Here is a 13,661-nt window from a genome sequence, read left to right as displayed (position 1 = left end):
ACCAATCAATCAACTCATAAGAGTTAACTAAATGGCACTCAATGGTACTGCTACCATTGTTTTTTACTTTTGAAAACTCTTGATAAATACAATGTATCTATCAGAATTTTATTATCAGCTTTTCCAAATTTTTAAAGAGCATATTAATTAGTTATTCCGAAGAACAAGCACTAATTAACAATCATCTGTGTGGACACTACGAACAAATAAGTTCTAAATCGTATAAGGAGGTGATCCAGCCCCAGGTTCCCCTAGGGCTACCTTGTTACGACTTCACCCCAGTCATGAATCACTCCGTGGTAAACGTCCTCCCGAGGGTTAGACTATCTACTTCTGGAGCAACCCACTCCCATGGTGTGACGGGCGGTGTGTACAAGGCCCGGGAACGTATTCACCGCGTCATTCTGATACGCGATTACTAGCGATTCCGACTTCATGGAGTCGAGTTGCAGACTCCAATCCGGACTACGACGCACTTTAAGTGATTCGCTTACCTTCGCAGGTTCGCAGCACTCTGTATGCGCCATTGTAGCACGTGTGTAGCCCTACACGTAAGGGCCATGATGACTTGACGTCGTCCCCACCTTCCTCCGGTTTATCACCGGCAGTCTCCTTAGAGTTCTCAGCATTACCTGCTAGCAACTAAGGATAGGGGTTGCGCTCGTTGCGGGACTTAACCCAACATCTCACAACACGAGCTGACGACAGCCATGCAGCACCTGTATCAGAGTTCCCGAAGGCACCAAACCATCTCTGGTAAGTTCTCTGTATGTCAAGTGTAGGTAAGGTTCTTCGCGTTGCATCGAATTAAACCACATGCTCCACCGCTTGTGCGGGCCCCCGTCAATTCATTTGAGTTTTAACCTTGCGGCCGTACTCCCCAGGCGGTCTACTTAATGCGTTAGCTTTGAAAAACAGAACCGAGGCTCCGAGCTTCTAGTAGACATCGTTTACGGCGTGGACTACCGGGGTATCTAATCCCGTTTGCTCCCCACGCTTTCGTACATGAGCGTCAGTGTTGACCCAGGTGGCTGCCTTCGCCATCGGTATTCCTTCAGATCTCTACGCATTTCACCGCTACACCTGAAATTCTACCACCCTCTATCACACTCTAGTTTGCCAGTTCGAAATGCAGTTCCCAGGTTGAGCCCGGGGCTTTCACATCTCGCTTAACAAACCGCCTGCGTACGCTTTACGCCCAGTAATTCCGATTAACGCTCGCACCCTCCGTATTACCGCGGCTGCTGGCACGGAGTTAGCCGGTGCTTCTTCTGTCAGTAACGTCACAGCTAACGGGTATTAACCGTTAACCTTTCCTCCTGACTGAAAGTGCTTTACAACCCGAAGGCCTTCTTCACACACGCGGCATGGCTGCATCAGGCTTGCGCCCATTGTGCAATATTCCCCACTGCTGCCTCCCGTAGGAGTCTGGGCCGTGTCTCAGTCCCAGTGTGGCTGATCATCCTCTCAAACCAGCTAGGGATCGTCGCCTTGGTGAGCCATTACCTCACCAACTAGCTAATCCCACTTGGGCCAATCTAAAGGCGAGAGCCGAAGCCCCCTTTGGTCCGTAGACATTATGCGGTATTAGCAGTCGTTTCCAACTGTTGTCCCCCACCTCAAGGCATGTTCCCAAGCATTACTCACCCGTCCGCCGCTCGTCAGCAAAGTAGCAAGCTACTCTCTGTTACCGCTCGACTTGCATGTGTTAGGCCTGCCGCCAGCGTTCAATCTGAGCCATGATCAAACTCTTCAATTAAAAAGTTTTATGTCTTTCGACAGCTCAATGAATTCTGAATTTTTTAATATCTTTCGATATTGAATTGACTGTGCCGAAGCAACTTATAAATAAGTTACTTCTGTTGGTCACTCAGTTTTCAATTGAGACTCTAATTTGTTTGCCTCGCTACTTGCTCAATAAAGAACGAAGTAGCTTGGCTGTTAGAACTCAATCTGTACGAGTGCCCACACAGATGATTGCTTTACATTGTTAAAGAACGTTTTGAGTCGCTTTAGCGTCTCAAGGGATGCGAATAATACACCCTTTATTTTTCGAGTCAACACTTTGTTTCAAACTTTCTTTCGACAATTTAAAACCGAAGTTTTATTTAACTCTGTGAGTAGTTCGTGCCTCGCTATGCGTTGGCCTTTCCCGTCTCAGTGGGGTCGCATTATAGGGAGCGGCGCATTTTACGCAAGCGTTATTTACATAAAATAGTAATTAAAATTAAGCCCCAAGCAAGCACACATGATAAGCACAAGTTACCCACAAAACCCTGTTGATAACTCTGTTTTTGAACTTTAAAACTAAACACTTTTATCTTGATGTGATAAGTTGCGGTCACTTTTTTTAACTCATGTATTTAGGCAGTATCCATGACAGACATAATAAATAGTATAAGTGCCCTTCTATGGGGGCAAGTTCTCGTCTACTTATTAATAGCAGCGGGCCTCTTCTTTACTTTTCGACTAGGCTTTATTCAATTTGTGCAATTTCCACATATGTTCAAAGTTATGTTTGGCTCTCGTAAATGTGCCGACAACGAAATTTCATCTTTTCAGGCTTTTTGTACTTCATTAGCTGCACGTGTTGGCACGGGTAACATGGCTGGCGTTGCTGTTGCTTTATATTTGGGTGGCCCAGGTGCTATTTTTTGGATGTGGACTATAGCCTTAATTGGTATGGCTACAAGCTTTGCCGAGAGTACCTTAGCACAAGCTTATAAAACAAAAGACGCCGAAGGCAATTTTAGAGGTGGCCCTGCTTATTATATGCAAAATGGTTTAGGTAAACGCTGGATGGGCGTTTTATTCTCGTTATGTTTAATTTTAGCCTTTGGTTTAGTATTTAACGCCGTACAATCGAACTCTATTGCTGCAGCATTTGAAGTCGCGTTTGATGTACCTAAGTATATAGTAGGCATTTTGTTGGTTATTGGTTCTGGCATCATTATTTTTGGTGGCCTAAAAACCATTTCACGTTTTGCTGAAATGGTTGTGCCATTTATGGCATTAGCTTACCTGCTGGTTGCTCTTTATGTATGCGCCACTAACTTTACTGCACTACCAGATGTGCTAGTGCTTATTATAAAAAGTGCTTTTGGTATTGAACAAGCTGGTGCTGGTGCTATTGGATACGGTGTCACACAAGCGATGATCCAAGGTATAAAGCGTGGCTTATTCTCAAACGAAGCCGGTATGGGTAGTGCAGCTAACGCCGCAGCTACTGCGACGCCTTACCCTCCTCATCCTGCATCACAAGGTTATGTGCAAATGTTAGGTGTATTTATCGATACTATTGTTATTTGTACAGCGACTGCTTCTCTTATATTACTATCTCAGCAATTAGTACCTGAATCTGGTGTTATGGGGATTGAACTTACACAAGCAGCATTACAAGAACACGTTGGCGATTGGGGTACTTACTTTATTGCTATTGCTATATTGTTTTTTGCTTTTACTTCTATTGTGGCTAATTACTCTTACGCTGAAACAAATTTAATGTTTTTAGAGCACAACTCTAATAAAGGTATGTTTATCTTTAGACTGGTGGTTTTAGGTATGGTGATGTTTGGTGCTGTTGGTGAGCTTGGTTTAATTTGGACGCTGGCAGATATATCAATGGGCTTAATGGCCATTGTCAACGTTATAGCGCTATTTATGCTTTCAGGTGTTGTTGTATGGCTTTCAAAAGACTATAACGAACAACACAAAAAGGGCTTAATACCCACCTTTGACAAAAGTAAGCATCCTAAACTTGCTAAAGAGGTCGATCCTGAGGCCTGGAAATAAACAACAACCAGCGAGCTACGGCTCGCTTTTTTAGTTCTAAAATAAAAAGCACTTACATTAAGTCACTCTACCCTTTATAAATGAAAAGCAGCTACGGACGATATGTACTATATAGATATTATCTAATTATTAGCTTAGATAAGACAACCTACAAAAAATAGGTGTTCAATGCCAATAATTCTGCATAAGTGCTTTATTGATTGCCTATTTGGAGTTCTCACCATAACTCTAGACTTACTATTACCCGTGATTTTTAACTTCCAATGAACATGTATTACTAACCAATTCGATAATTATACCAACCTGCATAAATCTTTAAGCAATTTAACAAATTAAATTGCACTATAACGTCGTTAAAAATTTTTTATTTAGAACAACCAGATACAAAAAATTTTGTCTAGTTCTAACGTAATTTTCTTAACGTTAAATAGATCCTATATATAAGCGGATTGGTATTACTTTATGCTATCAGTACATGAGTGCGTGATCTTTGCTTTCAAGGCTGTTTGCTCTAGATATGTAAATTGCTTTACTGTTTTAAATTATCTAAAGCTCACGGTCTATTTTATGGGTTGACATCATAAGCCTATGACGATTAGCCCAATTCAAAGTGCACAATTAGTATTAGGTGCCACGCGTCACTAAGGGTTGTGTGGCTGGTTTATTTGAGACGTTATAAGATTGGGTTTAGAGATATTACATTATGCATATCAAGATAATATAAATCATAGAAAACATAAAAATAGTAAATCAGGTTCTTGCTGGATATTTTTTATATATTAGAAGGTGTATTAAATGGTTTTTAAGCGGAGTGCTTAATATAAAGATGGTGCCCGAGGCCGGACTTGAACCGGCACGACTTGTTAGTCGAGGGATTTTAAATCCCTTGTGTCTACCAATTCCACCACTCGGGCATCGAGTTTGCTAATTAAAGCGTGTGGAGTAAATTATATGGAGGCGGAACCCGGAGTCGAACCGAGGTAAACGGATTTGCAATCCGGTGCATGGCCACTCTGCCATTCCGCCTAAATGTGTCCAAATAATTTGGAGCGGTACACGAGGCTCGAACTCGTGACCTCGACCTTGGCAAGGTCGCGCTCTACCAACTGAGCTAGTACCGCAAAATACTGTTTTATCAACTTTAAATTATCTTGGTAAAATAATTTAAAGTGGTGCCCGAGGCCGGACTTGAACCGGCACGACTTGTTAGTCGAGGGATTTTAAATCCCTTGTGTCTACCAATTCCACCACTCGGGCATCGAGTTTGCTATTTAAAGCAAGTGGATAAAACTAATATGGAGCGGTACACGAGGCTCGAACTCGTGACCTCGACCTTGGCAAGGTCGCGCTCTACCAACTGAGCTAGTACCGCATCATATTAATTCTAAATTAACTATTTTATAATTACACTTGGTAATGCAATTAAACCACAAAGTGGTGCCCGAGGCCGGACTTGAACCGGCACGACTTGTTAGTCGAGGGATTTTAAATCCCTTGTGTCTACCAATTCCACCACTCGGGCATCGAGTTTGCTAATTAAAGCGTGTGGAGCGTTGAAATGGAGGCGGAACCCGGAGTCGAACCGAGGTAGACGGATTTGCAATCCGGTGCATGGCCACTCTGCCATTCCGCCCCAGTACGGGGTATTAACCTTAAGATAAACTTGGAGCGGTACACGAGGCTCGAACTCGTGACCTCGACCTTGGCAAGGTCGCGCTCTACCAACTGAGCTAGTACCGCATTTTATTTATCAGTTATTTCCATTGCCACATGATTATTTACGTGAACATTCAGATAACTGATTAATTACCGTTTCGTTTATCTCGGGGGCTATGCCCTCTCAACACGGACGCATTCTACAGAGATTATTAAACGCGTCAATACAAAAAATGCTAGTTTTGAACTGTTTGCTTGTTTTTTATCTAAAACGGTGCGTTATTATACATTTAGAGTTAATTTTTAGTCAATTCACCCCATGCTGCACGTAAATATTGCATCATAGAACTCAAGGTTAAAAAGGTAGCAATGTACAGTAGTCCAAAACTTAAATAGTTCATCCATGTATCATATTGCCAAATCAAACCGATAATGGCTAACATTTGTGCAGCCGTCTTTATTTTACCCATGTTTGATACAGCGACATTACCACGCTTACCCTGCTCTGCCATCCATTCACGAAGTGCAGATATGATAATTTCACGGCTTATTATAATAAGAGCAGGTATTGTCATGTACATTGACTGGTACTGATCAGATAACGCTACAAGTGCGGCACATACCATTACTTTATCAGCAACAGGATCTAAAAAAGCACCAAAAGGAGTTGATTGCTCAAGCTTTCTTGCTAAATAACCGTCGAGTATATCGGTTATTGATGCAAGCCAAAAAATAAAAGCGGCAGCAAAAAAAGCCCAGCTATAAGGCAAATAAAATATCACCAAAAAAACGGGGATAAGAAAAAGTCTAAATGTTGTGAGTGTGTTTGGAATATTCCACATAACTACTTGGATATGTCTTTTTTTCTATATTCGCATGTAGGGCTAGCCCTTGTCATGCAAATGGTTAAATATCTTCTCAGCCATGTCAGGGCTGATCCCAGGAACTTTCTTTAACTGTTCTATATTAGCAGCTTTTACTCCCTGCATGCCCCCTAAATATTTTAATAATGTTTGGCGACGTTTAGAACCTACTCCATTTATTTCTTCTAATAGTGATTGTGTTCGTTGTTTTTGACGTTTATTACGATGCCCTGCAATAGCAAAGCGATGAGATTCGTCGCGTATATGCTGAATCAAATGCAGTGCAGGTGCATCAGAATCCATTGGGATAGTTTTTCGACCACCGTCAATCAATAGTGTTTCAAGACCGGGTTTACGACTCGTTCCTTTTGCAACACCGACCAATAATGGCATTTTAGTGTGCGGCCAATTAGAAAAGTACTGCTCCGCACGCCCCAGTTGCCCTTTACCACCGTCTATAAAGATAACGTCTGGAATTTTGTCTTCATCTACTAATTTGTTGTAACGCTTATTAAGCGCAAACTCCATTGCAGCGTAATCATCACCACCGGTAATACCCGTTACGTTATAGCGCCTGTACTCTTTAGTATTTGGTCCTTGAGAATCAAACACAACACAACTTGCAACAGTGTTCTCTCCCATGGTGTGGCTTATATCAAAACACTCCATTCGAGTAATATCGTCAAGTCGCAGTGTTGCTTTTAATTGTGCATAACGTTTATTAATAGAGTCTTGGGTACTTTGCTTAACTGCAATACTGTTTAATGCATTTTTGTTGGCCAGTTGTAAGTATTGAGCACGCTCACCACGGGTAACTACTTTAAGTATTACTTTGCGCTCACTTACTTGTGTGAGTGCTTCGCCGAGTGCATCGCTCTCTTCTATTTCAAACGGTAATATGATTTCTTTTGCAATACGCCCTGTTGCTCCAGGCGCTAAGTAGTATTGGCCTAAAAATGAGGTTAGGATTTCTTGCTCACTTGAATCTTTAGGTACTTTAGGAAAATACGTTTTACTGCCCAGTACTTTATGATCGCGGATCATTAATAAATGAATGCCATTTAATCCGTTTAAATGGGCAAAACCAACTACGTCCATTTCAGCAAAATTACCAGATATAGACTGTTGCTCCTGCATTTTACGAAGTAGCATTATTTGGTCGCGAACTTTTGCCGCCAGTTCAAAATTTAATTGTAGGCTGGCTGCTTCCATTTTTTTTATTAAATCAGCAATAACTTCGTGAGATTTACCCGTTAAAAACTTACGGACATAGTCAACTTGCTCGCTGTAATCATCATCCGTGACTTTATTTACACACGGAGCTGAGCAACGCTTAAGCTGATATTGCAGACATGGTCGGCTTCTTGCGCGGTAATAAGCATCTTCACATTGACGAACAGGAAATATTTTTTGCATTAAGCGCAAGCTTTCAGATACAGCTCCTGCACTAGGGAATGGCCCAAAGTATTCGCCTTTAATTTTACGACTACCACGATGAAACGCTAAACGAGGGTGTTTATGGCTCGTTAGTAAAATATAGGGATACGACTTATCGTCGCGTAATAATATGTTATAGCGAGGCTGATATTTTTTTATTAGATTATTTTCAAGCAGCAGCGCTTCGGTTTCAGTATTAGTAAGTGTGACGTCAATATCACAAATATTACTCACTAAAACGCGTGTTTTACTGTCGGTAATGTTACTTCTAAAGTAACTGCTGACACGCTTTTTTAAATGCTTGGCTTTACCAACATAAATAACTTGGCTATCACTATCAAGCATACGGTAAACACCAGGCTCGCTTGATAGCGTTTTGAGGAAATGTACGTGATCAAATTCAGACATAAATTATAGGTTAGTACGACACGTCTATATCAATCATTTTATGACGAATAGCTAAGTGGGTAAGCTCAACATCACCACCTACATTAAGCTTTTCAAACATACGGTAACGATAGCTATTTACTGTTTTAGAACTTAGGTTCAAACGTTCAGCTATATCTTGTGCTTTTTCACCTTTGGTGATCATAAGCATAATTTGCAGCTCACGTTCAGATAAGCTCTGAAAAGGGTTTTCATCTGTACGGCCGGTCACTTGCGCTAGCGCTATTTGCTGCGCTATTTCAGGAGCTATGTATCGCTGACCTGCATGAACACAGCGAATAGCACGCACCATTTCGTCAGAACCTGCACCTTTAGTTAAAAAGCCATGCGCGCCAATTTGCATTACTTTACTAGGAAATGGGTCTTCGCAATTAACAGTGAGCACAATAATTTTTACATCGGGACAGTAACGACAAATCTTTTTAGTCGCTTCTAATCCGCCCATACCTGGCATGTTCATATCCATTAATACGATGTTTGGCGCATGCTGACGGCAAAACTGTACAGCCTCTTCGCCGGTTTTAGCTTCGCCAATTACTTTAAACCCTCGTACGTCATCAAGAATGCGCTTGATGCCTGTTCGTACAAGTTCATGGTCATCAACTAAAAGTACATTAATCAATGGAACATCCTCATTTACCTAACAACATGCAATTTAATAAATTAATTTGCCACAGTAACATATATAAAGCGAGACAATAACTAATATTATTGTCTCAATCTAATAGTTTAATATGATTTTTTATCGCTAAAACGATCAACCCATAATGCAATGATACCATCACCGGTTACATTACATGCAGTACCAAAGCTATCTTGTGCTAAATAAAGAGCAATCATTAATGCAACAGCTCCTTCATTAAACCCAAGCATGCTTGTTAATAAACCAAGCGCCGACATAACTGCACCACCTGGAGCACCCGGTGCTGCTATCATAACGACACCGAGCATCATAATAAATGGCAATATCCCCATTAATGAAGGTACTTCCATGTTTGGCGATAAAAACATAACAGCCATTGCACACGTTACAATAGTAATAGTTGAGCCAGATAAATGAATGGTTGCACACAGTGGTACGGTAAAGTTTGCTACATCTTCTTTTACGTTGTTTGCTTTACTTGATTGTAGCGAAACTGGAATTGTTGCCGCACTCGACATTGTCCCCAGTGCAGTAAAGTAGGCAGGTAGCATATTTTTAACTAATTCGATTGGATTACGTTTTAACAATATACCTGTCGCTATATATAAAACGCTTAACCATAACCAATGCATAACAAGCGCTGCAATTAGTACTACACCAAATGTTTGCAATGTATCTACCACTGTGCCTGCCACCGTCATTTCGGCAAATACACCTGCAATGTAAAATGGTAAAGCAGGAATAATTACCTTTGATAGAAGCCCATCAATAACATCACGCCCCTGATCAGACACTTTTTTCAGTGTACCTAGCTCTAATTGGCTCATGCCAATACCAAATACAAAAGCAGTTACCAACGCGGTCATTACCCCCATCAATGGTGGAATTTCTAAATCAATAAAGCTACCTATTTCAGTAGCAACTTCTGCTTCAAACGTAATGCTTCCACTTAAAAAAGGAATAACGGCACTCACTAATAAAAATGCAAGTGTACCGGCAATAATTGTAGAGCTATAAGCAAAGCCGACGGTTTTGCCAAGTAAGTGCCCTGACCCTTTTGGTAGGCCTGCAATACCCGATGCAATAAAAAATAAAATAATAAGTGGAATGGTAAAGGAGATAATTTGACCAATCAGCTCTTTTACTGTGAATAAAAGTTCAACACCCGTTATAGGTACGTAAAGTCCGACTAAAATACCGGCCACAATACCGGCAATTAATTTTAAGATTAACTTCATTGTGATTGCTTAATTGAATTTAGATACGTGTTTTTATCATGTTTTACCTAGCTTGTGTCATAAAACTGTTCAAGTGAAGTTCATTTGCACAAATAAACATCAATAGCACTTATTTTAAGTTAATTTTTAACTTAAATTGCTCAACTAATCATCTCTCACTTACTTTAAAAATTTAGTACACACCTTTAATAACTAAAGTATCAGCTATTGTGGATTTTAATTTCACTTAGTTATAAGCTCAATAGATATATGTTATAGCCAAACTTTACTTTAGTTTTTTTAAACTCTCAGTAAAGTGTGTCTATATAGTTAGTGGCAAAGGCTATTAACACGTTGATCAGATTGTATCCAAAGGAACATTATGTCTACTATTTTTGAAGATAACTCACTAAGTATTGGTAATACGCCGCTAGTAAAACTTAACCGTGTTACAGGTGGGAATGTATACGCTAAAGTTGAATCTCGTAATCCTAGCTTTAGCATCAAATGCCGTATTGGTGCATCAATGATTTGGGAAGCTGAAAAATCAGGTCAGCTTGTTGAAGGTAAGGAACTTATTGAACCAACATCGGGTAACACCGGTATTGCACTTGCATTTGTTGCAGCAGCACGCGGTTATAAGTTAACGCTTACTATGCCTAATACTATGAGCCTAGAACGTCGCAAGCTATTAAAAGCATTAGGTGCAAATCTAGTACTTACCGACGGTGCTAAAGGTATGAATGGCGCAATTGAAAAAGCAAAAGAAATTCAAGCAACGGCACCTGATAAATATATTTTATTACAGCAATTCGAAAACCCTGCAAACCCTAAAATTCACTTTGAAACAACAGGTCCTGAGATTTATGATGCGCTTGACGGCAAAGTAGACTTTTTTGTAGCGGGTGTAGGCACTGGAGGCACTATTACAGGTGTTAGTCGCTTCCTTAAAACAGAAAAAGGTGTAAACGTTAAGTCTATTGCGGTTGAGCCAACTAACTCTCCTGTTATTAGCCAAACGCTTGCCGGTGAAGAAATCAAACCAGGCCCTCATAAAATCCAAGGTATTGGTGCAGGCTTTATTCCTGGTAACTTAGATATGGACTTAATTGATGGCGCAGAGCTTGTATCTAACGAAGACGCAATTGCAATGGCGCATCAGTTAATGAAAAAAGAAGGTATTTTGGTGGGTATTTCCTCAGGTGCAGCGGTTGTTGCAGCTAAACGTATCGCAGAAAAGCCTGAAAACGCAGATAAAAATATTGTTGTTATCCTACCTAGTGCAACTGAGCGTTACTTATCAAGCCCAATGTTTGATGAAGAGTTTAGTGAACAAGAGCTAGTACAGTAATCTACACATGTTTAAAAAGGATGCTTATGGCATAATGCCGATCAGTTAAGAAATATTTGACGATCCATTGACCGATCTTCTGGTTAGTTTATAAAGGCTTCTGAATTTATTCAGGAGCCTTTTATTTTGCAACTCACTACCGCACTTTCTCTTGCCAATAGCTACGCACCCAATTCAGAAGGCTTAGGTCAACTGAGTGATTTTTTATGTCCTGACTTTATCAAACAATGCGCTGAAACCGCTGGTGTCGCGACGATAAGGAAAAGAAGGCTTCCTGTTGAGATGGCCGTTTGGACAGTCATTTGTATGTCGTTTTATCGTGAAGACCCACTGTGGAGTATTGTCAGTAAATTAGGGCTCGCTTTACCAGGTAAAAAAGAACTCGTTGCACCCAGTGCGGTTGTACAGGCTAGGCAGCGGCTTGGGGCTGATGCCGTTAAACAGGTTTTTGAGAAAAGTCAGCAAATGTGGAATGCTGATGCAAACCATCCCACATGGTGCGGGCTATCACTACTGGGTGTTGATGGTGTTATTTGGCGCACACCGGATACTGCTGAAAATCAACATGCATTCTCCGTGTGGAAAAATCAGCATGGTGACACGGCTTTCCCTCAGGTTCGCATGGTGTGTTTGATGGAGTTAACTAGCCATTTATTAATGGGGAGCGCCTTTGATAGTTGTCGTACTAGTGAAATGGTGTTGGCTGAAGACTTAATCGAGGCAACACCCGATAACTCACTGACGTTATTTGATAGAGGCTTCTATTCTCTAGGCTTACTCAATCGTTGGCATCATGCTGGGGAAAATAGGCATTGGCTTCAACCGATGAGAAAAGGCACGCAATATGAAATTGTTCGCTCTTTAGGTCGTCAAGACAAACTTATCAAGCTAAAAGCAACAGCACAAGCGAGAAAAAAGTTCGACGATTTACCACAGAGCATTGAAGTCAGGCTAGTCACAAAAACGGTTAAGGGGAAAGAGGTGAATATACTCACTTCACTGACTGATCCAATGCGTTTCCCTAAGGCTGACATTGTTGACCTCTATAGTGAACGGTGGGAAATTGAACTTGGTTATCGAGAAATGAAACAAACGTTACTGAATAGTCACTTCACGCTACGCAGCAAGAAACCTGAGATGATAGCGCAAGAATTATGGGGCGTAATGTTGAGCTATAACTTGCTCCGATATCAGATGGTGAAAATGGCGCAGAAAAAGTCTGGAATATATGCAAAACACCTGAGTTTTACGACGTGTGCTATTAGTATTATTAACCTTATTCATACAATGTTTATAGAAAATGCAGGACGGATACCTAAATCAATAGAGCAATTACAAGCTCAAGTTGAACATCACATATTACCGATAAAACAGGAGCGGGCGTATCCGAGATGTGTGAAACCAAAACCCAGTAAATACCCCAATAAAAAACGCCAGTCAGCTGTTAACTGACTGGCATTATGCTTATGGCATCCTTTTTTATTATTTATCGAAAGATCAGTCCTTAAATATTGCCTCCCTCTTTACATATTCATAATTTAGCCACACACTTTAAAAAGCTTAATCAACAACAATAATGATAACAATGAAAAAACTACTAACTATTCTAAGTGTCATAACTTGCCTATTTATTGTAGGTTGCGGCGACGATGCCAAAATATCTAGCGATAGTCCAGGTGATACAGCAACCGCTTATTTTGATGCACTTTATAACCAAAAAGACCTTCAAAAAGCCAGCAAAATGGCAACACCTAACCTAACTCGCATAATGAAATCTTACGGAACAGCTAAACAATTCTCTCGTAACTTGATAAACATGCAATATGATGAGGTAATTATTGAAGTCAACATGTCAAATATGAGTTTACGAGAACAATATGGTGATAAAGCTAAAATAAATTTGATTTTTACTGGCACCCTAAATGGCGGGAAAATTGATGAAATGCGCAGTGTTAAAATGCTTCGTAAAAAAGGAAAATGGTACGTAGATAAAATAGTTGCCGACCCGTACGCTCGTTAAAATAAATGTATTACACATAAAAAAGGCCTTACATTTGTAAGGCCTTTTTCGCTTTAGCTAGGGCGTGTTGATCTTTGTGGATTGAAGTTTGTTCAATCTAGAGGCGATTTAATCGCGGCGCGAGGTTTGTAACCTAGTGGGCTAAGTAAAAACCGAGCAACAAAGAGTTAATCGTCCCTAGAAAGAACCCTAAGGGCTGACGAATCCCCAAAACGTGACAGGCACAGCAATTTAT

General features: G+C 40.6%; 8 protein-coding genes, 8 tRNA genes and 1 rRNA gene. 4 read left to right on the top strand and 13 right to left on the bottom strand.

Annotation, left to right across the window (positions count from 1 at the left end):
* Positions 1-223: 223 nt before the first annotated feature.
* Positions 224-1,759: ribosomal RNA gene (locus AC0VZ4_RS07155) — 16S ribosomal RNA — on the bottom strand.
* Between the two features lie 617 nt (positions 1,760-2,376).
* Between AC0VZ4_RS07155 and AC0VZ4_RS07150 the strand changes: the two genes are divergently transcribed.
* Positions 2,377-3,792, top strand: a complete 1,416-nt coding sequence (locus AC0VZ4_RS07150) for an alanine/glycine:cation symporter family protein (RefSeq protein WP_058230544.1) — start codon at positions 2,377-2,379, stop codon at positions 3,790-3,792.
* 827 nt (positions 3,793-4,619) lie between these two features.
* Here AC0VZ4_RS07150 and AC0VZ4_RS07145 read toward each other — a convergent pair.
* The 12 genes from AC0VZ4_RS07145 to AC0VZ4_RS07090 all read right to left on the bottom strand — a co-directional run bounded on the left by AC0VZ4_RS07145 (position 4,620) and on the right by AC0VZ4_RS07090 (position 10,076).
* A tRNA-Leu gene (locus AC0VZ4_RS07145) sits at positions 4,620-4,706 on the bottom strand.
* A 38-nt stretch (positions 4,707-4,744) separates the two neighbouring features.
* Positions 4,745-4,818: transfer RNA gene (locus AC0VZ4_RS07140), tRNA-Cys, on the bottom strand.
* Between the two features lie 19 nt (positions 4,819-4,837).
* Positions 4,838-4,913 (bottom strand) — tRNA-Gly (locus AC0VZ4_RS07135).
* A gap of 49 nt (positions 4,914-4,962) precedes the next feature.
* Positions 4,963-5,049 (bottom strand) — tRNA-Leu (locus AC0VZ4_RS07130).
* Between the two features lie 39 nt (positions 5,050-5,088).
* Positions 5,089-5,164 (bottom strand) — tRNA-Gly (locus AC0VZ4_RS07125).
* Positions 5,165-5,227: 63 nt separating this feature from the next.
* A tRNA-Leu gene (locus tag AC0VZ4_RS07120) sits at positions 5,228-5,314 on the bottom strand.
* A gap of 37 nt (positions 5,315-5,351) precedes the next feature.
* Positions 5,352-5,425: transfer RNA gene (locus AC0VZ4_RS07115), tRNA-Cys, on the bottom strand.
* Positions 5,426-5,456: 31 nt separating this feature from the next.
* A tRNA-Gly gene (locus AC0VZ4_RS07110) sits at positions 5,457-5,532 on the bottom strand.
* Between the two features lie 212 nt (positions 5,533-5,744).
* Positions 5,745-6,290, bottom strand: a complete 546-nt coding sequence (gene pgsA, locus AC0VZ4_RS07105) for a CDP-diacylglycerol--glycerol-3-phosphate 3-phosphatidyltransferase (protein WP_032827134.1) — start codon at positions 6,288-6,290, stop codon at positions 5,745-5,747.
* Between the two features lie 42 nt (positions 6,291-6,332).
* On the bottom strand, positions 6,333-8,156 hold the full coding sequence (gene uvrC, locus AC0VZ4_RS07100) for an excinuclease ABC subunit UvrC (protein WP_007377971.1): 1,824 nt from the start codon (positions 8,154-8,156) through the stop codon (positions 6,333-6,335).
* A gap of 10 nt (positions 8,157-8,166) precedes the next feature.
* Positions 8,167-8,817, bottom strand: coding sequence for a UvrY/SirA/GacA family response regulator transcription factor (gene uvrY, locus AC0VZ4_RS07095; RefSeq protein ID WP_007377972.1), 651 nt, complete (start codon positions 8,815-8,817; stop codon positions 8,167-8,169).
* A gap of 107 nt (positions 8,818-8,924) precedes the next feature.
* Positions 8,925-10,076, bottom strand: a complete 1,152-nt coding sequence (locus AC0VZ4_RS07090; protein WP_033040692.1) for a dicarboxylate/amino acid:cation symporter — start codon at positions 10,074-10,076, stop codon at positions 8,925-8,927.
* A gap of 361 nt (positions 10,077-10,437) precedes the next feature.
* Here AC0VZ4_RS07090 and cysK point away from each other — a divergent pair, with 361 nt between their 5' ends.
* The 3 genes from cysK to AC0VZ4_RS07075 all read left to right on the top strand — a co-directional run bounded on the left by cysK (position 10,438) and on the right by AC0VZ4_RS07075 (position 13,426).
* The gene (gene cysK, locus AC0VZ4_RS07085; RefSeq protein ID WP_007377974.1) at positions 10,438-11,406 is read left to right on the top strand and encodes a cysteine synthase A; all 969 of its coding nucleotides are present in this window, start codon (positions 10,438-10,440) and stop codon (positions 11,404-11,406) included.
* 126 nt (positions 11,407-11,532) lie between these two features.
* Entirely contained in the window at positions 11,533-12,858 is a 1,326-nt protein-coding gene (locus AC0VZ4_RS07080) for an IS4 family transposase (protein WP_475439885.1), read from the top strand.
* 133 nt (positions 12,859-12,991) lie between these two features.
* The gene (locus AC0VZ4_RS07075; RefSeq protein ID WP_475441298.1) at positions 12,992-13,426 is read left to right on the top strand and encodes a hypothetical protein; all 435 of its coding nucleotides are present in this window, start codon (positions 12,992-12,994) and stop codon (positions 13,424-13,426) included.
* The last annotated feature ends 235 nt before the right edge of the window (positions 13,427-13,661 follow it).

The organism is Pseudoalteromonas sp. QJM3NY_22, assembly GCF_056173065.1.
This window is presented reverse-complemented; position numbering and strand designations above follow the sequence as displayed.